Below are 22966 nucleotides of genomic sequence, written 5' to 3'. Positions count from 1 at the left end.
AGGTCCGCGGGCACGATCCCCGGTCCCCCGGCCCGCCCCCGGGCGGGCCGGGGGACCGGGCCCGTACCTCCGTGATGTGACCAACAACCGGTCTGCCGATTCCGGTTTGGACTCGCCCAATGGGCGGCCGATCAGTAGCCTCGGCTCGAACACCGGCCGTGAGCACGGCCGGAGGCGTCCGCACGAGGTCCGGTCGACCCGGTTGGAGACATCCATGGAGCGTGCTGTCTGGGCCCCGCCCGGCATCGACACCTCGGTGGCCGGTGTGGCCCGGATGTACGACTACTACGCGGGCGGCTCCCACAACTTCGCGGCCGACCGGGACGCCGCACGCCGCGCGCTGGGCTTCCTGCCCGGCCTGCCCAAGAGCGTCCAGGCCGACCGGGCCTTGATGCGCAGGGTGGTGACCTGGGCGGTCGGCCGGGGCATCACCCGCTTCCTCGACATCGGCTGCGGCATGGTGTCGTACGGCAACGTCCACCAGGTGGCGCGGTCCGCCGACCCGGCGTGCCGGATCGTGCATCTGGACCACGATCCGGTCGCCGTCGCCCACGGTCGAGCGGTGGCCGGTGACGACCCCGGGATCGCCGTGGCCGTTGCCGACCTGCGCAGACCCCGGCAGATCCTCGACGGCCCCGAGGTCGCCGAACTACTGGAAGCGGCCAGTCCGGTGGCGCTCCTCCTCCTCGGCGTGCTTCCCTTCGTCGAGGACGCGGAGGACCCGTACGGCGCGGTACGGGAGTTGGGCGAAGCCCTCCCGCCCGGCAGTCTGATCGTCATCACCCATGCCGCGTACGACCGCGTCCCGGTGTCGCAGGAGCAGACGGAAGGCGCCGTGGGGGTCTACCGTGACATCCGCAGTCCACTGACATTGCGTTCACAAGAGCAAATTGCTCGGTTCTTCGAGGGGTACGAGATGGTCGAGCCCGGACTGGTGTTCACGCCGCACTGGCGGCCGGACACCCCAGCCGAGCAGGAGGACCCATATGCCTTCTCAAGCTACGCAGGGGTGGGGCGCAAGGCGTGATGGCGCCGTCGCAGGCAACCGGTCCCACGGCGGACCCGGACGGTCTTGAGGACAGACTCCGCCGTTTCGCGACCATCTGGAGCCGTGCCGTCTTCCCCGTCACCGCGACCTCGCTGACCCGGGGCGAGGTCGAGGAGCATCTGCTGCCGCTGGCGCGCAGCCTCTGCGCTCTGCTGCATGCCCGTCCCTTCGATCCGGCACCGGCCCAGCGGGTCGGCGCGGCACTCGTCGACGCCCACTGCACCGACCCCGACGCGCTGCTGCGCACCCTCGGTGTCATCGACGCCTATCTGGTGCTGTACTGCGGCGGCGCGGGCGAGGAGGAGCTGACCGTCGAGGACGGGCGGACCCGCTGCACCCGCCTCCAGCACGCGGTGGCCGCCGGATTCGCGGCCGGGCTCCGCGACCGCACCCTGTCCGAGCAGGAGGCCGTCGCCCGCTCCGCGCTGATGGCCCGCTCCGACGCCGTACACGCCCTGCACGCCACCGAGACCCGGCTGCGGGCCGTCTTCGAAGGCGCGGCGATCGGTATCGGCGTCGCCGAACTCGACGGCACCGTCGTCGAGGTCAACGAGACCCTCACCCGGATGTTCGGCGGACTGGAGCACCATGTCCGCGGTAAGAAGATCACCGAGTGGACCCATCCCGAGGACCGCCCCCACGTCGCCCAGCTCTACCGCGAGCTGAAGCGCGGCGAACGCGAACACTTCCGGGTGGAGAAGCCGTTCTTCCGCGACGACGGCACCGCTCTGTGGACCAATCTGACGATGTCCCTGCTGCGCGACCCGGAGGGAAGACCCCAGTACCTCCTCGCCCTTCTGGAGGACACCACCGAACGGCGGCTGCTCAACCTCCGCCTGCGGTACGAGGCCACCCATGACGCGCTGACCGGGCTGCCCAACCGCACGCTCTTCTTCGAACGGCTGGAGAAGGCCCTCGCCGGAACGGGACCGGGCCACGGCTCCGCCAACCCGCAGACCGGTGCGGCCGAGAACCGGTTCGGACTCTGCTACCTCGATCTCGACGGCTTCAAGGCCATCAACGACAGCCTCGGGCACGCCACCGGCGACCGGCTGCTCGTCGAGGTCGCGGACCGGCTGCAGAGCTGCGCCACCGCTCCCGGGGAGATGGTCGCCCGGCTCGGCGGCGACGAGTTCGTCGCCCTGACCACCGGCCCCGACACCGAATACGAGGTCGGTGAGCTGGCCGCCCGGATCCTCGGCGTCCTCGGCACCCCGATCCTGGTCGACGGCCGCGAGTTCACCGTGCGCGGCTCCATCGGCATCGTCGAGGGACCGGCCGGGGAGCGCACCACCGCCGAGGTGCTGCGCAGCGCCGACATCACCATGTACCGGGCCAAGGCGCGCGGCGGGAACCGCTTCGAGATGGCGGACCCGGAACTCGACCAGCGGGCCATCACCCGGCACGGGCTGACCACCGCACTGCCCGCCGCGCTGGAACGCGGCGAGTTCTTCATCGAGTACCAGCCGCTCGTGCATATGGGGGACGGCCGGGTCCACGGCGCCGAGGCCCTGGTGCGCTGGTCGCATCCGCAGCACGGGATCCTCGGGCCCGACCAGTTCATCCCGCTCGCCGAGCACACCGGACTGATCGTCCCGCTGGGCCGCTGGGTCCTCCAGGAAGCGGTGCGCCAGGCCTGCGACTGGCAGCGGCACCGTACCGAGGGCGCGCCGCTGCGGATCAACGTCAATCTGTCGCCCGCCCAGCTCCAGCACCCCGGGCTGGTCAAGGACACGGTCGCCGTGCTGGAACGCGCCGGGCTCGAACCCGGCGCGCTCTGCCTGGAGGTCACCGAGTCCGCGTTGATAGGAGCCGACGAGGGGCTGCTCAAACCGCTCCGTCAGCTCGCCGAACTGGGCGTCGACATCGCCCTCGACGATTTCGGTACGGGCTACTCCAATCTGGCCAATCTGCGAAGGCTGCCGGTGAGCGTCCTCAAGCTCGACCGCTCCTTCACCAAGGGCATGCAGCAGGCGCCCGTCGACCCGGTCGATCTGAAGATCGTCGAGGGCATCGTGTCACTGGCCCACAGCCTCGAACTCGCGGTCACCGTCGAGGGCGTGGAGACCGGAGTCCAGGCCGACCAGCTCCGTGAACTGGGCTGCGACACGGCGCAGGGCTGGTACTACGCCCGGCCGGGTCCGCCGGACCAACTGCACGCGCTCTCGCTGGCGGACGCGATCTGAGGCCGTCGCACGGTGGTACGGGCCGGATGCCCGGCCCGTATCGCACCCGGGAGGGACCGGCCCGGTCCGTCACCGGCGCCCGGAGCGTCACCCGGTCCGTACGGCACCGGCGGTTCCGTATCGCACCGGCCGGTCCGGTCGTCCGGCCCCGCCGCCGGCCCGGCCGAAGGACCGGCCCGGTCCGGCTCGTCACCCGTCTGACTCCTCCGCCGGACCGGCGCCCGCGGTGCCCGCCGCGCCCGCGCCGGTCGTCGCGAGCAGCACCCGCTGGAGTTCGCGGGCGGCCCGCGGCGGTGCCACATCGCTCCGGTGCGCCAGGGCGATCGTCCGCCGCAGCCCCGGGGGCGCCAGCGCGGTCACCCGCAGATCGGGGCCCGAGCGGTCCGCGACCATCCGGGGCACCACCGCCACCCCCAGACCGGCCCGGACAAAGCCCAGCACCGCGTCCATCTCCCCGCCCTCGACCGTGAACGACGGCTCGAAACCCGCCGACCGGCATGCCGCCACCGTCAGCTCCCGCAGGTCGTAACCGTGCCGGAACATCACCAGCGGCACCTCCCGCAGATCGGAGACCCGCACCGGGCTCGGCGGCGCGGGCGCGGCCGCCGACGAGACCACCACGAGGTCCTCGTGCAGCAGCTCGACCGTGGTCAGCGCGGGCGACGCCGGCGGCAGCGGCAGCACGATCAGCGCCAGGTCCAGCGCCCCCCGGGCCAGTCTCCGCACCAGATCGTGCGAGCCGCCCTCGTCGATCAGCAGCCGGATGCCCGGATGCCGGTCGTGGAAGGCGCGGAGCACATCGGGGAGGAGTCCGGTGCAGAGACTCGGCGTGGCCCCGAGCCTGACCCGGCCCCGGCGGAGCCGGACCAGCTCCTGCACCTCGTGCCGGGCGGTATCCGCGTCCGCCAGGATCCGCCGGGCCAGCGGCAGCAGCGCCTCGCCCGCCTCCGTCAGCGCGATATTGCCCCGGGCCCGGCTGAACAGCTCGGTCCCCAGCTCCTTCTCCAGCGCCCGCACCTGCTGGGAGAGCGACGGCTGGGAGACATGGACCCGCTCGGCGGCGCGGGTGAAGTGCCGGGTCTCCGCCACGGCCACGAAGTACAGGAGCTGCTGGAACTGCATATCCCCAGGATAGACCCCTGCATAGGGACTGCCTATGGAGATCAACCAGATCATGTCTTGGACCACTGGTCATGAGCGCGTCTACGGTTCCCGACATGGCTTCGGCAACAGGTACGGAACGGACGGAACGGAAACCGGCGGCCGGGACCCGGCCCCGGCCCCCGCGCTCCTTCTGGGGGTCCACGGTCGGCAAGAAGACCGTCATGGCCGTCAGCGGACTGATCATGCTCGGCTATCTGGTCGCCCATGTCGTGGGCAATCTGAAGGTCTTCTTCGGGCCCGAGGAGTTCAACGCGTACGGCCACTGGCTGCGCACCATGGGCGCGCCCGTGCTCCACCACGAGTGGGCGCTGTGGATCGTACGGATCGGACTGCTCGCCGCCGTCGTCGCGCACGCGGTCAGCGCGTACCAGCTGAGCCGCCGGGACATCAGGGCCCGTCCCACCGGCTATGTGCACAAGCGGCGCCGGGCGAGCTACGCCACCCGGACCATGCGCTGGGGCGGGGTGATCATCGCCCTGTTCATCGTCTGGCACATCCTCGACCTGACGACCCTCACGGTGAACGGGAACGCCGAGCCCGGCAAACCGTACGAGAACGTCGTCGCCACCTTCTCGACCTGGTACGGCAACGTCGTCTACCTCACGGCGATGCTCGCCGTCGGGCTGCACGTCCGGCACGGCTTCTGGAGCGCCGCCCAGACCCTCGGCATCGGCAGCGCCCGCCGCGACCGGGCCCTCAAGGCCGTCGCCAACGGCCTCGCGCTCGTCCTGACCGCGGGCTTCGTCGCCGTACCCGTCGCCGTCATGACCGGAGTGGTGAGCTGAATGAGTTACACGGAGTACGAGACCGGTGCCCCGATCGCCGACACCAAGGCGCCGGACGGGCCGATCGCCGGGCGCTGGGACCGCCGCCGCTTCGAGGCGAAGCTCGTCAACCCGGCCAACCGGCGCAAGCACACCGTCATCGTGGTGGGCACCGGGCTGGCCGGCGGAGCGGCCGGCGCCACCCTCGGCGAACAGGGCTACCAGGTGGAGCAGTTCTGCTACCAGGACTCGCCCCGGCGGGCCCACTCCATCGCCGCCCAGGGCGGCATCAACGCCGCCAAGAACTACCGCAACGACGGCGACTCGATCCACCGCCTCTTCTACGACACCGTCAAGGGCGGCGACTTCCGCGCCCGTGAATCCAATGTGCACCGGCTGGCCCAGATCTCCGTGGAGATCATCGACCAGTGCGTGGCGCAGGGCGTTCCGTTCGCCCGGGAGTACGGCGGACTCCTCGACACCCGCTCCTTCGGCGGGGTCCAGGTCTCCCGTACCTTCTACGCCCGCGGCCAGACCGGCCAGCAGCTCCTCCTCGGCGCCTACCAGGCGCTGTCCCGGCAGATCGCCGCGGGTACGGTCACCCTGCACCCGCGGACCGAGATGCTCGACCTGGTCGTCGTCGGCGGGCGGGCCCGCGGCATCGTGGCCCGCGATCTGGTCACCGGCGAGATCTCCACCCACTTCGCCGACGCGGTGGTCCTGGCCACCGGCGGCTACGGCAACGTCTTCTATCTGTCGACCAACGCCATGAACTCCAACGCCACCGCCGTCTGGCGGGCCCACCGCCGCGGCGCCTGGTTCGGCAACCCCTGCTTCACCCAGATCCACCCCACCTGCATTCCGCGCACCGGCGACCACCAGTCGAAGCTGACCCTGATGAGCGAATCCCTCCGCAACGACGGCCGTATCTGGGTGCCGAAGGCGGCGGGCGACACCCGGCCCCCGGGCGGGATCCCCGAGTCCGAGCGGGACTACTACCTGGAGCGGATCTACCCCTCCTTCGGCAATCTCGTCCCGCGGGACATCGCCTCCCGGGCCGCGAAGAACGTCTGCGACGAGGGCCGCGGCGTCGGCCCCGGCGGACAGGGCGTCTACCTCGACTTCGCGGACGCGATCCGCCGGCTCGGCCGGGAGAAGGTGGCGGAGCAGTACGGCAACCTGTTCGACATGTACCAGCGGATCACCGCTGAGGACCCCTACGAGGTCCCCATGCGGATCTACCCCGCCGTGCACTACACCATGGGCGGCCTCTGGGTGGACTACGACCTCCAGACCACCGTCCCGGGACTCTTCGCGATCGGCGAGGCCAACTTCTCCGACCACGGCGCCAACCGCCTCGGCGCCTCCGCCCTGATGCAGGGCCTCGCCGACGGCTACTTCGTCCTGCCGTCCACCATCAACGACTACCTCGCCCGCACCTCCCTCGGAGACCGGCCCACCACCGCCCATCCGGAGGTCGCGGACGTCGTCGCGGAGACCGAGGACCGGCTGAACCTGCTGCTCGCGGTCGACGGCGACCGGACCCCCGACTCCTTCCACCGCGAACTCGGCGAACTGATGTGGGAGTACTGCGGGATGTCCCGTACGGAGGAAGGACTCCGCAAGGCACTCGAACGCATCCCGCAGATCCGGGACGAGTTCTGGCAGCGCATCAAGGTGCCGGGCACCGGAGACGAGTTCAACCAGTCGCTGGAGAAGGCCAACCGGATCGTCGACTATCTGGAGCTGGCCGAGCTGATGTGCCTCGACGCCCTGCACCGCGCCGAATCGTGCGGCGGCCACTTCCGCGAGGAGTCCCAGACCCCGGACGGGGAGGCCGCCCGCCGCGACGAGGAGTTCGGCTACGCCGCCGCCTGGGAGTTCCCCCGGGACCGGCGGGCCCCCGTCCTCCACAAGGAAACCCTCGTCTTCGAACACGTCCACCCCACCCAGCGGAGCTACGCATGAGGCTCACCCTCCGCGTCTGGCGCCAGCAGCGCGCCGACGCATCCGGCGCCATGGCCGTGTACGACGTCGACGGCATCTCCCCGGACATGTCGTTCCTGGAGATGCTCGACACCCTCAACGAGGAGCTGATCCTCCGCGGCGACGACCCCGTCGCCTTCGACCACGACTGCCGCGAGGGCATCTGCGGAGCGTGCAGCCTCGTCATCAACGGCGACGCCCACGGCCCCGAGCGGACCACCGCCTGCCAGCTCCATATGCGGTCCTTCGCCGACGGCGACACCATCGACGTGGAACCCTGGCGGGCCGCGGCCTTCCCCGTCGTCAAGGACCTGGTCGTGGACCGCTCGGCCTTCGACCGGATCATCCAGGCCGGCGGCTATGTGTCCGCCCCGACCGGTTCGGCGCCCGAAGCCCACGCCGCACCGGTGCCGAAGGCCGACGCCGACTACGCCTTCGAACACGCCGAGTGCATCGGCTGCGGGGCCTGTGTGGCCGCCTGCCCCAACGGGTCGGCGATGCTCTTCACCTCCGCGAAGATCAACCACCTCAAGGTGCTGCCGCAGGGCGCACCGGAACGGGAGAGCCGGGTGCTCGACATGGTCGCGGCCATGGACGAGGAGGGCTTCGGCGGCTGCACCCTGACCGGCGAATGCGCCACGGCCTGCCCCAAGGGCATTCCGCTGCCGTCGATCTCCGCCATGAACAAGGAGTGGCTGCGCGCCACCAGGCGCACCCGGACCTGACGGCGGCCCCGCGCGCGGCCCCCGAACGGCCGCCTGCCTCCAGCGGCCGGGGCCGGCGCGGGCGGCCCTGTTTGCCGCGGTACGCGCCACCGGCAGGGCGGGCGTGCCGGGTCCCGCTCAGCCCCGCAGAACCCGGGCCAGCCAGGGTGCCGTACGGCTGCCGGGGGCCGCCGCCACCTGCTCCGGCGTGCCCTCCGCGACCACCCGGCCGCCCTCGCCGCCGCCCCCCGGTCCCAGGTCCACCACCCAGTCGGCCCGCGCCACCACCGTCATGTCGTGCTCCACGACGACCACCGAATGCCCCCCTTCCACCAGCCCGTCGAGCCGGTCCAGCAGGATCTCCACATCCGCCGGGTGCAGTCCGGCCGTCGGCTCGTCGAGGACGTACAGCGTGGGCTCCCGGCGCGGACGCTGGAGTTCGTTCGCCAGCTTGATGCGCTGCGCCTCGCCGCCGGACAGCTCCGTCGCGGGCTGCCCGAGCCGGAGATGGCCGAGCCCCACCTCCAGCAGCGCGCCGAGACTGCGGGCGGCGGCCGGGACATCGGCGAAATGCCCGGCCGCCGCATCCACCGTCAGATCCAGCACCCCGGCGACGGTCAGCCCCCGGTGGCGTACCGCGAGGGTCTCCTCGTTGTACCGGGCGCCGCCGCACCGGGGGCACGGCGAGTAGGTACTGGGCAGGAAGAGCAGCTCCACCGAGACGAAACCCTCGCCCTGGCACGTCTCGCACCGCCCGCCCGCGACGTTGAAGGAGAACCGGCCCGCGCCGAAGCCGCGCTTCCGCGCCTCCTCCTCCGCCGCGTACAGCCTGCGGACCGTGTCGAACAGTCCGGTGTACGTGGCGAGGTTGGACCGGGGCGTCCGGCCGATCGGCTTCTGGTCCACGGTCACCAGCCTGCCGACCCCGGGGGTGCCCGCGGTGATCTCCCCGACCAGGGTCGACTTCCCGGAGCCCGAGACACCGGTGACCGCGGTGAGGACACCCAGTGGGATCCTGACCTCCGTATCCCGCAGATTGTGCCGGGTCACCGGGCCGATCCGCAGCCGGCCCGAAGGCTTCCGCACCTGCCGCGGCCGGGGGGCGCCGCGGTCGAAGAGATGACGGCGGGTCGCCGAGTCCGGCACCCCTGTGAGACCGGCCGGCGGACCGCTGTAGAGGACGCGCCCGCCGTGCTCACCGCCGCCGGGACCCACGTCCACCAGCCAGTCGGCGGCCCGCATCACCTCCAGATGGTGCTCCACGGCGAAGACCGAGTTGCCCGCGGCCTTCAGCCGGTCCAGCACGGTCAGCAGCGCCCGGGTGTCGTCGGGGTGCAGCCCGGCGGACGGCTCGTCGAGGACGTAGACCACCCCGAACAGGCCCGACCGCAACTGCGTCGCGAGCCGGAGCCGCTGCAACTCGCCGCTGGAGAGCGTGGGCGCCGGCCGGTCCAGGCCGAGATAGCCGAGCCCCAGCTCGGCGACCGGGGCGATCCGGGCCAGCAGATCCGCGGTCAGCACCCGGGTGGTCTCGTCGCCGCCGGTCCGCGCCGCGGTCAGCAGCTCGGCCAGCGCCCGCAGCGGCAGGGCCGCCAGCTCCGCGATCGACCGGCCGGCGAAGGTCACCGCCAGCGCCTCGGGGCGCAGCCGCGCGCCCCCGCAGTCGGGACAGGGCGCCGAGCGCAGGAACCGCTCCGCCCGCTCCCGCAGGGTCCGGCTCTTCGACCCGGCGTAGGTGTGCAGCACATAGCGGCGGGCGCTCTGGTACGTACCCCGGTACGGCCGCTGGATACGGTCGGCGTCCCGGACCGGATGGACCGTCACCACCGGCTGCTCCTCGGTGAACAGGATCCACTCCCGGTCCTTCGGGGCCAGCTCCCGCCACGGCCGGTCGACGTCGTATCCGAGGGCGTCCAGGATGTCGCGGAGGTTCTTGCCCTGCCAGGCGCCCGGCCAGGCGGCGACGGCGCCCTCGCGGATCGACAGTGAAGGATCGGGGACGAGCAGTTCCTCGTCCGTCCCGTGGATCCGCCCCAGACCCTGGCAGTGCGGACAGGCTCCGGCGGCCGTGTTCGGCGAGAAGGCGTCCGAGTCCAGCCGCCCGGCACCGGGCGGATACTCCCCGGCCCGGGAGAACAGCATCCGCAGCGAATTGGAGAGCGCGGTCACCGTCCTCACCGAGGAGCGCGAGGAGGGGGTGGAACGGCGCTGCTCCAGCGAGACCGCGGGCGGCAGCCCGGTGATCTCGTCCACCTTCGGCGCCCCCACCTGGTGGATCAGCCGCCGGGCATAGGGGGCGACGGATTCGAAATACCGGCGCTGGGCCTCGGCGTAGACGGTGCCGAAAGCGAGGGACGACTTCCCCGACCCCGAGACTCCGCTGAACACCACCAGCGCGTCGCGCGGCACATCCACGTCGACAGCGCGCAGATTGTGCTCCCGGGCGCCACGGACACGGACGAAGGAGTCATGAGGACGGTGCACGGGCGGTCGATTCCAGGAGACGGGCTGCGGGGGGTGTCACGGGTCTTCTTCCGGAACGGGGGAGGGGCCGGACCCGCGCGCTTCCGGTACCGGCACGCCTTCGCGCCTTAGCGCCTTAGCGCCTTCGGCCGCGCCAAGGCGCCATACACCATGCCGACATGCGCTGTACACCGGCCCTTCCACCGCTCCCACGAGGAACGTTCACAAGTGAAGAGACACTCCGAATATACCGGTGGCCGGAAAACGCCGTCGGAGTCGCGGTTCCGGCCGGACGGGCCGGGGCGGTGTCACGCGGGGTCCTCCAGCCGGAAACCGACCTTCAGTCCCACCTGGTAGTGCTCCACACGGCCGTCGACGATATGGCCGCGCACCTGCTGCACTTCGAACCAGTCCAACCCTCTGACTGTCTGGTTTGCGCGTTTGATTGCGTTTCGGATGGCCTGATCGACGCCTTCCGTGGAAGTTCCGACAATCTCGGTCACGCGATAGGTGTGATTCGACATGGGCGGTGGGCTCCTCTCGGTACGCTCGTTCCGCCCGGCGGCCGCACTGCGCCGCGGAAGAAGTGTCCGGATCGAGGCCTGGGCGGGGTTGACCTCTCCTTTTGGTCCATACCAAAATCCAGCCACGCCCTGCGCGTCCCTGATCGCGATACCCCCCATCGGGTTCACATTTTCATGCCATAAGGTGAACGTTGTGAGAAGCCGCCCTGTCCCCACTTCTGTCGCACTGGTGTGCCTTGTCTCGCTCACCGGCTGCGGAATCATCCCCGGCACCGGGTCCGACGAGACCACGGTGAAGATCTGGCTGATGAAGGACAGCGCGTCCGACGACTTCCTCGAACGCTTCACCAAGCAGTACGAGAAGGAGAACCCCTCCGTCGACCTGAAGGTCGAGTTCCAGGAGTGGACGGGCATCGGCGCCAAGGTGAACGCCGCGCTGGAGGGCAAGGACACACCCGACATCATCGAGGTCGGCAACACCCAGGTCGCGCAGTACGCGGAGAGCGACGGACTCACCAACCTCACCGTCGAGGCCACCCGCGACCTCGGCCAGGAGGACTGGCTGCCCGGCCTCGCCGAGCCCGGGAACATCGGCGGCGCCCAGTACGGCATCCCCTGGTACGCGGCCAACCGCGTCGTCATCTACAACAAGAAGATCTTCCAGGATGCGGGCATCGGCGCGCTGCCCAAGAACCACGAAGAGTGGATCGACATCACCAAGCGCCTCAACGCCAACGGCAACCAGGGCATCTACCTCCCCGGGCAGGACTGGTACACCCTCGCCGGCTTCGTCTGGGAAGAGGGCGGCGAACTCGCTGTCGAGCGGAGCGGCACCTGGGACGGGGCGCTCCACAGCAAGGCCGCTCAGAAGGGCATGAAGTTCTACAAGGAACTCCAGGCCCTCGGCGCCGGCCCGGTGGCGGGCGACGAGCGCACCCCCCTGCAGACCGGGGTCTTCGCCAAGGGCAACGTCGCCCAGCTGATCGACACCCCCGGAGCGACCGCGGCGATCCTCAAGGCCAACCCCGCCCTGAAGAAGGAAGACCTCGGCTACTTCCCCATACCGGGCAAGCAGACCGGCAAGCCCGGAGCGGTCTTCACCGGCGGCTCCGACCTCATCGTCCCGGAGAAGGCCGACAACCGCGCCGCCGCCGTCGAGGTCGTCAAGGCCCTGGCCGGTGAGAAGTGGCAGATCGAACTCGCCCGCGCCATGAACTACGTGCCCAACAAGAAGGGCCTGGCCGGCCAGGTCACCGGGGAGAGCAACAAGGCCATGGCCCAGGGCGCCGGTGCCCGCGGCAGCAAGGCCACCCCGAACTCGCCCCGCTGGGCCAACGTGGAACTGAAGAACCCCATCAAGCCCTATATGACGGCGGTGCTGAAGGGCGGCGACCCCGAGGCGGAGGCGCAGAAGGCCTCCGCGGCCATCACCAAGATCCTGGCCTCCACCCTCTGACCGGGCTTCCGGCCGCACCTCCGGCCGCGGCCCGCCGCCGCACCGCCGCCGGGGGGGGGGGCCCCCCCCCCCGGGGGCCCCCCCCCCGGGGGGGGGGGGGCCCGCGCCCCGGGGGGGGGGGGGGGGCCCCCCCCCCCCCCCCCGGGGCGCCCCCCCCCCCCCCCCCCCCCCCCCCCCCCCCCCCCCCCGCGGGGGGGGCGCCCCCCCCCCCCCCCCCCCCCCCCCCCCCGGCGGCGTTCCGGGACCCATCACCCGGTGATGTCCGAAGACACCGGCACCGACAGCGAGAGCGCGAACCGCCCGGCGGCATCCGTCCACCAGTGCGTCAGCTCAAGACCGGCCGCCGCCAGCTCGGCCCGTACCCCCTCCTCACGGAACTTGGCCGACACCTCGGTCCGCAGCTCCTCGCCCTTCTCGAACGGCACCGCGAAACCCAGCTCCGGGAACTTCACCGTGACCGCGGACCGGGCCCGCAGCCGCATCTCGATCCACTCCTGCTCCGGATCCCAGAGCGCCACATGGTCGAAGTCCGCCGGATCGGCGTCCGCGCCCAGCTCCCGCGCCAGCACCCGCAGCACGTTCTTGTTGAACTCGGCCGTCACTCCGGCCGCATCGTCGTATGCCCGTACCAGCACCGCCGGATCCTTCACCAGATCCGTACCGAGCAGGAACCCGTCGCCCGGCGCCAGCAGCGCCCGGACCGACGCGAGGAACACGGCACGCTCCCGCGGCAGCAGATTGCCGATCGTGCCGCCGAGGAAGGCCACGAGCTTCGGACCGGGGGTGTCCGGCAGCTCCAGCGCCGCGGTGAAGTCCGCGACCAGGGCACGGACGTGCAGCTCCGGATGGTCGGCGAGCAGGGCGCGCGCCGCCCCCGTCAGCGCGCTCTCGCTCACGTCGACCGGCACGTACGAGTGCAGCCCGGTCAGGGCCGCCAGCAGATACCGGGTCTTCTCGGACGAGCCGGAACCCAGCTCCACCAGGGTGCGCGCCCCGCTCGCGGCGGCGATCTCGGGGGAGCGGTCGACGAGGATCTCCCGTTCGGCCCGGGTCGGGTAGTACTCCGGCAGCCGGGTGATCTCGTCGAACAGCTCACTGCCCCGGGCGTCGTAGAACCACTTCGGCGGCAGCGTTCTGGGGGTGGTGGTCAGCCCTTCGGTCACATCGGCGCGCAGCGCGGCACCGGCGGCGTCCTCGGGCAGGGTGCGGGTCAGGTCGAACGTGCTCACGTGGGGGGCTCCTTGAGGGGGGTCAGGAGGACATCGGCACGGACCGCCCGCACCAGGGTGCGGTCGGGCACTTCGCGCCAGCGCGGATCGTCGTCGTACGGCTCCGATGCCACCACCGTGCCGCCGCCCGGGGCGCCCGGCCCGGTCAGATACCAGAGCGAATCGCCCCAGACGGTCGCGGTGATCGTGGAGCCGTCGGTCAGCAGCAGATTCAGCCGGGACCCCGGGGCCGCGGCGGCCACCTCGGACACGGTGGCGGCCAGAGCCTCACCGGGCTCGTCGCCCTCGCGGAGCCTGCGCAGCGCCAGCGCCCACAGCAGGGCGGCGTCGCAGCGGGCCTCCAGGGCCAGCAGCTCCGCAGCGGGGAGCGCGGCGGCGAGCGGGGCGACACTCCTCGGCCAGCCCTTCACCGCTCCGTTGTGACTGAACAGCCAGGGGCCGGCGGCGAAGGGCGCCGCGGCGGCCTCACCGTCCGCGCCCGGCTCGGTGGCATCGCGTACGGCCGCCAGGAACGCCGTACTCCGGATCACCCGGGCCAGATCCCCGAACGGCAGATCCGCCCAGACCGGCCCGGAGCGCCGGTAGCGTCCGGGCAACGGATCGCCGTCCGCGTACCAGCCGACCCCGAAGCCGTCCGCGTTGACGGTCCCGTGCCGCTGGCGGCGCGGCGCCCACGACTGGCGCAGCAGCGAATGCGGCGGCGCGGTCAGTACCTCGCCGAGCCGCAGCGGCGGTCCCAGATAGGCGAGATGACGGCACATCAGACGTCCCGGGCGGTACGGAAGCCGGCGAAGATCTGGCGGCGCACCGGCAGATCCCAGTTGCGGAAGGTGCCCCGGCAGGCCACCGGGTCGACCCCGAACGCCCCACCGCGCAGAACCTTGTACGAGGAGCCGAAGAACACCTCCGAGTACTCGCGGTAGGGGAACGCCGAGAAGCCCGGATAGGGCAGGAAGTCGCTCGCCGTCCACTCCCACACATCGCCGACGAGCTGCCGCACCCCCAGCGGCGAAGCGCCCTCGGGGAAGCTCCCCGCGGGCGCGGGCCGCAGATGCCGCTGGCCCAGATTGGCCCGCTCGGGCGTCGGGTCGGCATCCCCCCAGGGGAAGCGGCGGGAGCGGCCGGTCGCCGGATCGTGGCGGGCGGCCTTCTCCCATTCGGCCTCCGTCGGCAGCCGCCGCCCCGCCCACCGGGCGAACGCGTCGGCCTCGTACCAGCTCACATGCAGCACCGGCTCGTCGTCCGGGACCGGTTCCGTGACACCGAACCGGCGGCGCAGCCACCCCGCGCCGTCCCGGCGCCAGAAGAGGGGGGCTTCGATCGCGTGCCGCCGGAGCTGCGTATAGCCCTCAGCGGCCCACCAGCGTGGATCGCGGTAGCCGCCGTCCTCCACGAAGGCCCGGAAAGCACCGCAGGTCACCGGAGTGGTGTCGAGGAAGAAGGGGGCGACGTCCCGGTGGTGGGCGGGCCGTTCGTTGTCCAGCGCCCACGGTTCGGTGGAGGTGCCCATGGTGAAGGGCCCGCCGGGGACGAGGACCTCGGCCGCCGCGGGCAGCTCACCGGGCGCGGGGGCCGGGGGCTCCGGGGCGGACAGCGCGGCCGGCCCCGACCGCAGCTGATGGGTGATCAGCATGGTTTCGTCGTGCTGCTGCTCGTGCTGGGCGATCATCCCGAACGCGAAGGAGTCCTCGGTGAGCCGGCCCGCGCCGTCCAGCGGAGCCGCGTCGAGTACGTCCAGCACCTGCTCGCGGACCTCGGCCGCATACCGGCGGGCCTCGCCGGGCGGCAGCAGCGGCAGCGACGGCCGGGTGGCCCGGGGATGCTCGAAGGCGTCGTACACCGAGTCGATCTCGGGGCGCAGGGCGGCCTTCCGGCCGACCGTGCGCAGCAGCCACTGCTCCTCCTGATTGCCGATATGCGCCAGATCCCAGACCAGCGGGGACATCAGCGGGGAGTGCTGGGCAGTCAGTTCGCCGTCGTCGACGGCGTCGGTCAGCAAGGCGGTACGGGCCCGGGCCGCGGTCAGTGCGCCGAGGGCCCGCCCGCGCAGTGCGCGGGGCTCGTCCCGCGCGGTCGGCTCCGTGGTCACGGTCGTGGCTCCTTTCCCCGGGAGACCCCCCGGGCCGGTGGTGCCGGGTCGTCGGCGGGACATCGCCCGGGAAGCACATGCCGCTCGTGGAACGCGGCCACCGCGTCGGACACCGCGCGCGAGGCACCGGCCCGGGGCAGCGCCTCCAGCGCCGCATCGAAACACGCCACGGCCGCGGCGTGCAGCTCCGGATCGGTCAGCCCGTGCCGGGCGGCGTCCAGCCAGAGCGGATTGCGCGGCGCGGGACGCGATCCGGCCCGCTCGGCCAGCGGCTTCACGGTCCGGTAGACCCGCTCGGCGGCCTCCGGATCGTCGAACAGGGCGGCCGTGACCGCCAGCGGCACCTGCCAGCCGTCGGCACCCGGCTGGGCGTCGATCATCCTCAGCTCCAGATGCCCGCGCGGCCGCACCGGCGGGAACAGCGTCGTCAGGTGGTAGTCGAGATCGGCCCGGGTCGGCGGGCGGGGCGCACCGCTGCGTATCCAGCGGCGGAAGGTGAGTCCCTGCGGACGCTCCCAGGGCCCGTCCGCGGCCCGCACCACCATCACCGGCGCGTCCAGCACATGGCCGGTCCAGGCCGCGCGGGGCTCTCGGTCCAGCGGCGGCGCGAGCGGCCGCACCGGGTCCAGCTGCGCCCAGATCGCCTGCCGGGTGGAGCGCCAGCCGGTGGCGCGGCCCTCCAGCGTGGGGGAGTTGGCGAACGCCGCGGTCAGTACCGCGCCCAGCAGATGCGCGAGCTGCCAGCGCCTGCCGTGGCCGAGCGGCCCCGGCTCCTCCTCCCCGGCATCCAGACAGACCTGGATGGAGGCGGACGAACACATCATGATCCGCCCGCAGGGGCTGGTCCGGTCGAGGTACGCCTCCATCGCCTCGTAGCGGGGATCCTGCAGCAGTCTGCGGGCCGGCTGCCAGGGGTCGATGCCGATTCCGGCGAGGGTCAGACCGTCCCGGTCCAGCAGGGACCGGACGGCGCGGAGGTCGGCCGATACGGCGTCGACGCACTCCATCAGGGAGGCCGCCGGGGCCGAACTCAGCTCCAGCTGACCGCCGGGCTCGACGGTGACCGCCGAGGTCAGCGACAGGGCCCGGGCGCTCTCATGGGCCGCCGTGAGCCGGTCGTCCGGAACGCGGCGGCGGGGGTCGTGCTTCTCGTGGACGAGCCACTCCAGCTCCACGCCCACGGTCCGGGGCGGGCCGGTCTTGAAGCAGATACATCGGAGGAGATCCTCCGCTTCCGCTTCCCCTAGGGGCCGGCTGTGGTCGCCGGTATCGGGTGGTCGCATGATCGGCTCCTCTTTCGAAGGCACCCTGCCAACCTAAGGCCACGGCCGCGCGACCGCACAAGAGCGCCTCCGCCCTCCACGGCCGGAGATGCACGCCCGCCGCGGCCGTGCACCGGACCGCGGCGGAAAAGGGTTTGCCGCCGTCTTCGCAGGTGGCCGACGATGGCGGCGATGAGTACACGGCTGCGGGCGATCGCCCGCGAGAACCAGAAAATTGTTGAAGACGGGCACTATCTCACCCCGGACGGCCGTAGGGTCACCCTCGGTGCCGAGCTGGCCAGGGCCCTCGACGGAACCGTCCTCTACGGCCCCGAACCGCTCTCGGTCACCCCGGACACCGACCGCACCACCCTGATCCGGGTCACCGGGGCGAGCAGCACCACCGCTGCCATCCGGTTGGCCGATACCGCACCCGAGCCGGTGGCCGTCCTCAGTTTCGCCTCCGCGCGCAACCCCGGCGGCGGCTATGTCAACGGAGCGCAGGCGCAGGAGGAAGCACTCTGCCGGTCCTCCGCGCTCTACTCCACCCTGCTGCGCGCCCCCGGCTACTACACGTACCACCGGGAGAACCGGGACCCCTTCTACTCGGACCGGGTGATCCACTCGCCCGCCGTCCCCGTCTTCCGCGACCACCGGGACCGGCTCCTCGACACACCCCGTACCGCGGGCTTCCTCACCTCGCCCGCCCCCAACGCCGGCGTGATAGCCCGCCGGGAACCGGAGCGCGCCGCGCTGGTCCCCGCCGCACTCGCCCGCCGCGCCGAACGGGTGCTGGAGGTCGCCGTGGACCGCGGCTACCGCCGACTGGTCCTCGGAGCCTGGGGCTGCGGAGTCTTCCGCAACGACCCGGCGACCGTGGCGGCGGTCTTCCAGTCCCTGCTGACCGGCGGAGGGAGGTTCGCCCGCCACTTCGACGAGGTGGAGTTCGCGGTGCTCGACCGGACCCGCGACCGGACCGTCCTCGGTGCCTTCCGGGCCGTCTTCGAGCCCCCCGGCGCCGACTGAGGGACCGAACACCCCTGACCCCCAAGGGAGTTGCCGGCGACCCCGGGCGCCGGATCCGGCCATCCGCCCGACGTTGTGCAGGGTCGTTCTGGAATGATGCCGAGGGCGATGAGCCAGACACCCAAACAAACCGCGGACCGTTCCGTACCCACCAGTGCCGACGTAGCCCGCTTAGCCGGGGTCTCCCGGGCCACCGTCTCGTACGTCCTCAACAACACGGCATCGGTCCGGATCAGCGAACCGACCCGCCGCCGTGTCCGCGAGGCCGCGGAGGAACTCGGCTACGTACCCCATGCCGCCGCCCGCAGCCTGCGCGCCGGACACACCCGGATGGTCGTACTGCCCCCGGCGACCCTGCCCGCCGGCCCCCTCTACGGGCGCTTCCTCGCCGAACTCCAGTCGGCGCTGCGCCGCCTCGACTACACCGTCGTCCACTACGGCAGCCTCGGCCTCGACGGTGACGAGGCCGCCCGCTCCTGGGCCGAACTCCGGCCGGTCGCGGTCGTCGCCCTCGGCGAGGTCGGCCTCACCCCGCACGGCGTCGACGTCCTCAAACGCTCCGGCGCCCGGGCCGTCGTCACCCTCGGCTCCCGCCGGGTCGCCGGCGCGCACTGCTTCGTGATGGACCAGCGGGAGGTCGGCGCCCGCGCCGTCGCCCATCTGGTGGAACGGGGCCGGCGCGCCATCGGGGTCGTCATGCCGCAGGAATCCGGCCTCGAACGGTTCTCCGAACCCCGTATCGAAGGCGCCCGGCGCGCCGCCGCGGCCGCCGGTGCCCGGATCGAAGCCCTCCCCCTGCCGTACGAAGAGGAACCCGCCGCGGCCCTCGCCGCACGCTGGCGCGGCCTCGGGCTCGACGCGGTCTTCACGTACAACGACGACTACGCCGTCCTCCTGATGCGCGCCCTCCAGGACGAGGGCATCACCATCCCCGCCGAGACCGCTGTCATAGGCGCCGACGATCTGCTGCTCGGACGGCTCCAGCGCCCCAGACTGAGCACGGTCCACATCGACCTCGTCACGGGGCGCAAGCTGGCCGAGCTGGTGGACCGCGTCGTACGGGAACCGGGCGAGGAACCCGCCGTACACGATCTGATGGGCGCCCGGGCGGTGCACCGCGACTCCACCTGACCGGCCCCGGCCCGGTGCACGTGCGGGCCCGGCGCGGCGGCCCTACCGTCGCGTCCATGAGGACACCACCGAAGCGCTTCGAGATCCTCGTCGTGCCGGAGCACGTCGTGGGGCACGACGGCACGTTCCGGCCCGAGGACGCCATCCGTTCGGCCCTGGTCGAGGCGACGGGCGAAGGGGGTGCCTCGGGCTATCCGCGCTACGCGGGCCAGGGCGTCGTCGCGGACATCGACCCGGCCACCCGGACCGTGGAGGCGGTACTCGTCGACGGCGCGGAGCTGGACTACGGCCTCACGGTGCGGGTGGTGGACGCGCCCCTGGGGTGACCGGCCGCGACCGGACGGTGTCACTTCCCGCCGTCGGCCTCCGCCACGGACCGGCGCACCTCGTCCATGTCGAGCGCCCTGGCCTGACCGATCACGTCCTCCAGGGCGGCCTCCGGCAGGGCCCCCGGCTGGGCGAACACCGCCACCTTCTCGCGGACGATCATCAGGGTCGGAATGGAACGGATGTCGAACGCGGCGGCCAGCTCCTGCTGCGCCTCGGTGTCGACCTTGGCGAAGACCAGATCGGGGTGCCGCTCGGCCGCGCCCTCGTAGACCGGGGCGAACTGCCGGCACGGACCGCACCACGAAGCCCAGAAGTCGATCAGGACGAAGTCGTTCCCGTCGATGACCTCGTCGAAGTTCTCCTTGGTGAGCTCCACCGTGCTCATGACATGCTCCTCTGCTCTTCCGTGTCGGCCGTCCGGACTGGACCGGCCACTTCCGGCACCGGCGACAACGGCGCCCCCGGCCCGGCTATTCCTGCCCGGGGGCCGCCCCCTTATGTGGACCGGCCGGCCCTCGGCTCGCGGATGTCACCACCCCGAGCCACGGGATATGTGATCATCGACGGAAACCGGACATTCCCCGGCGCGGGTGCGGCGTGCAGGGCGCCCGGCAACCGCACCGGACCTGGAGGAACACCATGGACAGTACGAGGCCCGAGCCCCAGGAGTACGACGTCGTGGTGCTGGGAGCGGGTCCCACCGGAGAGAACGTGGCCGACCGGGTCCGGGCTGCGGGTCTGAGCGCGGCCGTCGTGGAGAGCGAACTCGTCGGCGGCGAGTGCTCCTACTGGGCGTGCATGCCCAGCAAGGCCCTGCTCCGCCCGGCGATCACCCGGGCCGACGCCCGGCGGGTACCCGGAGTGAGCGGAGCGGTCCAGGGGCCGCTCGACGCCGCGGCCGTCCTCGCCCACCGCGACGAGTACGCCTCCCACTGGAAGGACGACGGCCAGGTCGCCTGGCTGGACTCGACGGGCGCCCGGTTCTACCGCGGGCACGGCAGGCTGCACGGCCCCCGGAAGGTCGTCGTCGACAGCCCCGAGGGCGAACACCACGTCCTGACCGCCCGCCACGCCGTGGCCGTCTGCACCGGCAGCCGCGCCGTCCTCCCTGATCTCCCCGGAGTCACCGGCGCCCACGCCTGGACCAGCCGGGAGGCCACCAGCGCGCGGGCCGTGCCGGACCGGCTCGCCGTCGTCGGCGGCGGGGTCGTCGGCGTGGAGATGGCGACCGCCTGGCAGGCCCTGGGCTCCCGGGTCACCCTGCTCGTCCGCGGCGACGGCCTGCTGCCCCGGATGGAGCCCTTCGTCGGCGAGCACATCACCGCCGCACTCACCGAGGCGGGCGCCGACATCCGTCTGAACACCGACGTCACCGCCGTCGTCCGCGACGGCGGCAGCGGACCCGTCACCGTCGTCCTGGCCGACGGCGACCGCATCGAGGCCGACGAGGTCCTCTTCGCCACCGGCCGCGCACCGCGCACCGACGACATCGGCCTGGAGACGATCGGCCTCGCACCGGGCTCGTGGCTCCCCGTCGACGACAGCTGCCGGGTCGACGGCAGCGACTGGCTGTACGCGGTCGGCGACGTCAACCACCGCGCCCTCCTGACCCACCAGGGCAAATACCAGGCCCGCATCGCCGGAGCCGCCATCGTCGCCCGCGCCCAGGGCGTCCCCCTCCTGGAGACCGACCGCTGGGGAGCCCACAGCGCCACCGCCGACACCGCGGGCGCCCCCCAGGTGATCTTCACCGACCCCGAAGCCGCCGCCGTCGGCCTCTCCCTCGCCGAAGCCGAGTCCGCGGGCCACCGGGTCCGCGCCGTCGACCACGCCATCGACGTGGCCGGCGCCGGCCTCTACGCCGACGGCTACCGCGGCCACGCCCGTATGATCGTCGACCTGGACCGCGAGATCCTCCTCGGCGTCACCTTCGTCGGCCCGGGCGTCGGCGAACTGCTCCACTCGGCCACGGTCGCCGTGGTCGGCGAGGTCCCGATCGACCGCTTGTGGCACGCGGTCCCGCCGTACCCGACGATCAGCGAGATCTGGCTGAGGCTGCTGGAGACGTACCGGCAGGGGTAGCCGCCGCTGAAGCCGTACTGCGACGGCGACGGTATGCCCGCGCTGTGGCTGGACATCCTCCGGGAGTCCGGTGCCGTGGCCGCTCTGCGGAACGGGTCCCTGCCCGCCGGGGAGAGGCCGCGGGACGGTGCCGCCGGGTGGCTACGTGCGGCGGGTCGGCTGCGGGCCGAACTCGCCGAGGCCGGGCGCGGGCTGCGGGCCGAGCACGACGTGGGCCTGGTCGATCTGCTGCTGTCCCTGGACGTACCGGTGGCGGGCCCGGACACGACCACCGTCTCCTCCTGACGCAGTGGGCGCCGGGGGAGGGGCACCGTGACCTGCCGGCGCTCGCCGCCGACCCCCGTTTCCACGAAGCGTTCCGGGGACGAGGTGCGCGAAGCCGTCGGCACCGCCCTCGCGCCGGTTCCGGTCCGCATCCTGCGGGCCGGCCCCCTGTCGGTCGGCATCTCCGCCGCCGTCCACGACAGCCGGATCCTCAGCCCTCTGGTCCGCGGCATTCCCCGGTCCGCTCACGTTGCGGCCCGTGATGCCGGCGGCCCGGCAAGCCGCATGGCGGCCAGGGATACGACGACTGCGACCCGCGGCGACGGCACGCTTCCCGAGGCATCCGGCGCCGGGGCCGTCATCGCCGGGTCGCGGAGCGGGCCGTGCGGTGGCTGTCCGGGTGCGCCTTTACCGCCGCTTTGAGCGCGAGCCGGAACGCTTCCGAGCCTTCACTGCCATCGCTGCGACTCTCCTATGTCACCGCGGACTCACCCAGTGAAATGGCGGCTCATCCGCCTTCGTGATGGCGGAGATTTCGAATGTTTGCACGAGTGAAGGGAAGGTTGCGATGTCGTGGATTGGCGTCCCAGGCGTCCATGTGCTCTGCGCGCCGTTGTCGCGGCCAGGCGTGGCGGGGCAGATTTCTCGTGGCAAGGGTGGGAAGTGGTGGGGTGAGGTGATTCCGCCGCTGGTTTTCCCTCGGCTGAGATGGCTGCGGGCCGGGTGATCGGGCCATCATCTGATGTCGCATACCCGGCGACGGCGAAAGAGGCGACGGCTGCGTTCGGTATTCCGTGTCCGGGCGGGCGGGTGCGGCTGCTTCTTGCCGATGGAGTGGCGTGATTTTCTATGGATGAGGCGAGAATTCGCCGTCGGTTTTTCCCCCTTCCGCTGGAAAGTGTTCGGCTGGGGCGAGTGCATTTCTCGGAATGAACCCGTCCGTTTGTGGGTGTCGAGTATGGGGTCCAGGGAATGAATACGGGCGGCCTGGCGGGTTTTCGCACGCGGGGCTTACTTCGGGCGATCGGTTGTATCCCTTAAGCCGTGATGGGGTGCAGCCAGTTGCGCGTCCGTGAACTGCGACTTCGTGGAGGCTATTGGGGGCCGTCGGCGACCGCCGAAAAATCGGCATGAATCAGCCAGAGCAATCAAGCCACCCTTGACTCGTTACGACACCTTCACGATTCTTGCTGTCGGCATGCACAGAAGATTGACCACGGGGGGCGGCCCAATGGGCGTGCGGGACTGTCGCGCGACG

At 72.0% G+C, this 22966-nt stretch carries 19 protein-coding genes and 1 pseudogene; 12 read left to right on the top strand and 8 right to left on the bottom strand.

Annotated elements, in window-relative coordinates; translation table 11 throughout:
• The first annotated feature begins 214 nt into the window (after positions 1-214).
• Positions 215-1027 (top strand): SAM-dependent methyltransferase, encoded by an 813-nt coding sequence (locus tag ACIQ9E_RS07390; protein WP_403703375.1) that lies wholly within the window; start codon positions 215-217, stop codon positions 1025-1027.
• Positions 1027-3234: a putative bifunctional diguanylate cyclase/phosphodiesterase gene (locus tag ACIQ9E_RS07385; protein ID WP_403703372.1), complete on the top strand. Its 2208-nt coding sequence runs from the start codon at positions 1027-1029 to the stop codon at positions 3232-3234. The genes ACIQ9E_RS07390 and ACIQ9E_RS07385 overlap by 1 nt, the downstream gene beginning before the upstream one ends.
• A gap of 189 nt (positions 3235-3423) precedes the next feature.
• On the opposite strand, the gene ACIQ9E_RS07380 is transcribed toward ACIQ9E_RS07385, so the two are convergent.
• On the bottom strand, positions 3424-4356 hold the full coding sequence (locus tag ACIQ9E_RS07380) for a LysR family transcriptional regulator (RefSeq protein ID WP_403703369.1): 933 nt from the start codon (positions 4354-4356) through the stop codon (positions 3424-3426).
• A gap of 95 nt (positions 4357-4451) precedes the next feature.
• Between ACIQ9E_RS07380 and ACIQ9E_RS07375 the strand changes: the two genes are divergently transcribed.
• The 3 genes from ACIQ9E_RS07375 to ACIQ9E_RS07365 are packed head-to-tail and all read left to right on the top strand — an operon-like array spanning position 4452 to position 7873.
• Positions 4452-5183, top strand: coding sequence for a succinate dehydrogenase (locus tag ACIQ9E_RS07375; RefSeq protein ID WP_403703366.1), 732 nt, complete (start codon positions 4452-4454; stop codon positions 5181-5183).
• Positions 5184-7130, top strand: coding sequence for a fumarate reductase/succinate dehydrogenase flavoprotein subunit (locus ACIQ9E_RS07370; protein ID WP_403703363.1), 1947 nt, complete (start codon positions 5184-5186; stop codon positions 7128-7130). It abuts the gene before it with no gap.
• Complete coding sequence (locus ACIQ9E_RS07365) at positions 7127-7873, top strand: succinate dehydrogenase/fumarate reductase iron-sulfur subunit (protein ID WP_403703360.1); 747 nt, start codon at positions 7127-7129, stop codon at positions 7871-7873. Before ACIQ9E_RS07370 ends, ACIQ9E_RS07365 begins: the two co-directional genes overlap by 4 nt.
• A 117-nt stretch (positions 7874-7990) precedes the next feature.
• Here ACIQ9E_RS07365 and ACIQ9E_RS07360 read toward each other — a convergent pair whose 3' ends face one another.
• Positions 7991-10336 carry an ATP-binding cassette domain-containing protein gene (locus tag ACIQ9E_RS07360; RefSeq protein ID WP_403703357.1) on the bottom strand — a complete coding sequence of 782 codons (2346 nt, stop codon included), beginning with the start codon at positions 10334-10336 and terminating at the stop codon, positions 7991-7993.
• A 287-nt stretch (positions 10337-10623) separates the two neighbouring features.
• Positions 10624-10839, bottom strand: coding sequence for a dodecin (locus ACIQ9E_RS07355; RefSeq protein ID WP_366261327.1), 216 nt, complete (start codon positions 10837-10839; stop codon positions 10624-10626).
• A gap of 193 nt (positions 10840-11032) precedes the next feature.
• Between ACIQ9E_RS07355 and ACIQ9E_RS07350 the strand changes: the two genes are divergently transcribed.
• Complete coding sequence (locus ACIQ9E_RS07350) at positions 11033-12295, top strand: extracellular solute-binding protein (RefSeq protein ID WP_403703354.1); 1263 nt, start codon at positions 11033-11035, stop codon at positions 12293-12295.
• A gap of 248 nt (positions 12296-12543) precedes the next feature.
• On the opposite strand, the gene egtD is transcribed toward ACIQ9E_RS07350, so the two are convergent.
• The 4 genes from egtD to egtA are packed head-to-tail and all read right to left on the bottom strand — an operon-like array spanning position 12544 to position 16896.
• Positions 12544-13524, bottom strand: coding sequence for an L-histidine N(alpha)-methyltransferase (gene egtD, locus ACIQ9E_RS07345; RefSeq protein ID WP_403703351.1), 981 nt, complete (start codon positions 13522-13524; stop codon positions 12544-12546).
• Positions 13521-14285, bottom strand: coding sequence for an ergothioneine biosynthesis protein EgtC (gene egtC / locus ACIQ9E_RS07340; RefSeq protein ID WP_403703348.1), 765 nt, complete (start codon positions 14283-14285; stop codon positions 13521-13523). The genes egtD and egtC overlap by 4 nt, the downstream gene beginning before the upstream one ends.
• Complete coding sequence (gene egtB / locus ACIQ9E_RS07335; RefSeq protein WP_403703345.1) at positions 14285-15613, bottom strand: ergothioneine biosynthesis protein EgtB; 1329 nt, start codon at positions 15611-15613, stop codon at positions 14285-14287. The genes egtC and egtB overlap by 1 nt, the downstream gene beginning before the upstream one ends.
• Entirely contained in the window at positions 15610-16896 is a 1287-nt protein-coding gene (gene egtA, locus ACIQ9E_RS07330; RefSeq protein ID WP_403703342.1) for an ergothioneine biosynthesis glutamate--cysteine ligase EgtA, read from the bottom strand. The genes egtB and egtA overlap by 4 nt, the downstream gene beginning before the upstream one ends.
• A 171-nt stretch (positions 16897-17067) precedes the next feature.
• Between egtA and ACIQ9E_RS07325 the strand changes: the two genes are divergently transcribed.
• The 3 genes from ACIQ9E_RS07325 to ACIQ9E_RS07315 all read left to right on the top strand — a co-directional run bounded on the left by ACIQ9E_RS07325 (position 17068) and on the right by ACIQ9E_RS07315 (position 19358).
• Positions 17068-17901 carry a TIGR02452 family protein gene (locus tag ACIQ9E_RS07325; protein WP_403703339.1) on the top strand — a complete coding sequence of 278 codons (834 nt, stop codon included), beginning with the start codon at positions 17068-17070 and terminating at the stop codon, positions 17899-17901.
• A 108-nt stretch (positions 17902-18009) separates the two neighbouring features.
• Complete coding sequence (locus ACIQ9E_RS07320; RefSeq protein WP_006345045.1) at positions 18010-19032, top strand: LacI family DNA-binding transcriptional regulator; 1023 nt, start codon at positions 18010-18012, stop codon at positions 19030-19032.
• A gap of 56 nt (positions 19033-19088) precedes the next feature.
• Positions 19089-19358, top strand: coding sequence for a hypothetical protein (locus tag ACIQ9E_RS07315; RefSeq protein WP_403703335.1), 270 nt, complete (start codon positions 19089-19091; stop codon positions 19356-19358).
• Between the two features lie 20 nt (positions 19359-19378).
• Here ACIQ9E_RS07315 and trxA read toward each other — a convergent pair whose 3' ends face one another.
• Positions 19379-19747 (bottom strand): thioredoxin, encoded by a 369-nt coding sequence (gene trxA / locus ACIQ9E_RS07310; protein ID WP_403703332.1) that lies wholly within the window; start codon positions 19745-19747, stop codon positions 19379-19381.
• 254 nt (positions 19748-20001) lie between these two features.
• On the opposite strand from trxA, the gene ACIQ9E_RS07305 reads away from it, so the two are divergent.
• The 3 genes and pseudogenes from ACIQ9E_RS07305 to ACIQ9E_RS07295 form a co-directional block, all read left to right on the top strand.
• On the top strand, positions 20002-21444 hold the full coding sequence (locus ACIQ9E_RS07305; RefSeq protein WP_403703329.1) for a dihydrolipoyl dehydrogenase family protein: 1443 nt from the start codon (positions 20002-20004) through the stop codon (positions 21442-21444).
• Positions 21445-21477: 33 nt separating this feature from the next.
• Entirely contained in the window at positions 21478-21729 is a 252-nt protein-coding gene (locus ACIQ9E_RS07300) for a hypothetical protein (protein WP_403703326.1), read from the top strand.
• Positions 21730-21864: 135 nt separating this feature from the next.
• Positions 21865-22207, top strand: a pseudogene (locus ACIQ9E_RS07295) (IS5/IS1182 family transposase); the annotation flags it as partial.
• Positions 22208-22966: the final 759 nt, after the last annotated feature.

The sequence above is a fragment of the Streptomyces sp. NPDC094448 genome, assembly GCF_044763775.1.
In the GTDB taxonomy this organism is placed as follows: Bacteria; Actinomycetota; Actinomycetes; order Streptomycetales; family Streptomycetaceae; genus Streptomyces.
This window is presented reverse-complemented; position numbering and strand designations above follow the sequence as displayed.

Bases quoted from the DNA above. Each gene is read 5' to 3' on its own strand.
- ACIQ9E_RS07355 (WP_366261327.1), bottom strand. From the start codon at position 10,839: ATGTCGAATCACACCTATCGCGTGACCGAGATTGTCGGAACTTCCACG.
- ACIQ9E_RS07365 (WP_403703360.1), top strand. From the start codon at position 7,127: ATGAGGCTCACCCTCCGCGTCTGGCGCCAGCAGCGCGCCGACGCATCC.
- egtC (WP_403703348.1), bottom strand. From the start codon at position 14,285: ATGTGCCGTCATCTCGCCTATCTGGGACCGCCGCTGCGGCTCGGCGAG.
- ACIQ9E_RS07375 (WP_403703366.1), top strand. From the start codon at position 4,452: ATGGCTTCGGCAACAGGTACGGAACGGACGGAACGGAAACCGGCGGCC.
- egtA (WP_403703342.1), bottom strand. From the start codon at position 16,896: ATGCGACCACCCGATACCGGCGACCACAGCCGGCCCCTAGGGGAAGCG.
- ACIQ9E_RS07320 (WP_006345045.1), top strand. From the start codon at position 18,010: ATGAGCCAGACACCCAAACAAACCGCGGACCGTTCCGTACCCACCAGT.
- ACIQ9E_RS07325 (WP_403703339.1), top strand. From the start codon at position 17,068: ATGAGTACACGGCTGCGGGCGATCGCCCGCGAGAACCAGAAAATTGTT.
- ACIQ9E_RS07390 (WP_403703375.1), top strand. From the start codon at position 215: ATGGAGCGTGCTGTCTGGGCCCCGCCCGGCATCGACACCTCGGTGGCC.
- ACIQ9E_RS07315 (WP_403703335.1), top strand. From the start codon at position 19,089: ATGAGGACACCACCGAAGCGCTTCGAGATCCTCGTCGTGCCGGAGCAC.
- ACIQ9E_RS07305 (WP_403703329.1), top strand. From the start codon at position 20,002: ATGGACAGTACGAGGCCCGAGCCCCAGGAGTACGACGTCGTGGTGCTG.
- ACIQ9E_RS07380 (WP_403703369.1), bottom strand. From the start codon at position 4,356: ATGCAGTTCCAGCAGCTCCTGTACTTCGTGGCCGTGGCGGAGACCCGG.
- ACIQ9E_RS07300 (WP_403703326.1), top strand. From the start codon at position 21,478: ATGCCCGCGCTGTGGCTGGACATCCTCCGGGAGTCCGGTGCCGTGGCC.
- ACIQ9E_RS07385 (WP_403703372.1), top strand. From the start codon at position 1,027: ATGGCGCCGTCGCAGGCAACCGGTCCCACGGCGGACCCGGACGGTCTT.
- trxA (WP_403703332.1), bottom strand. From the start codon at position 19,747: ATGAGCACGGTGGAGCTCACCAAGGAGAACTTCGACGAGGTCATCGAC.
- ACIQ9E_RS07370 (WP_403703363.1), top strand. From the start codon at position 5,184: ATGAGTTACACGGAGTACGAGACCGGTGCCCCGATCGCCGACACCAAG.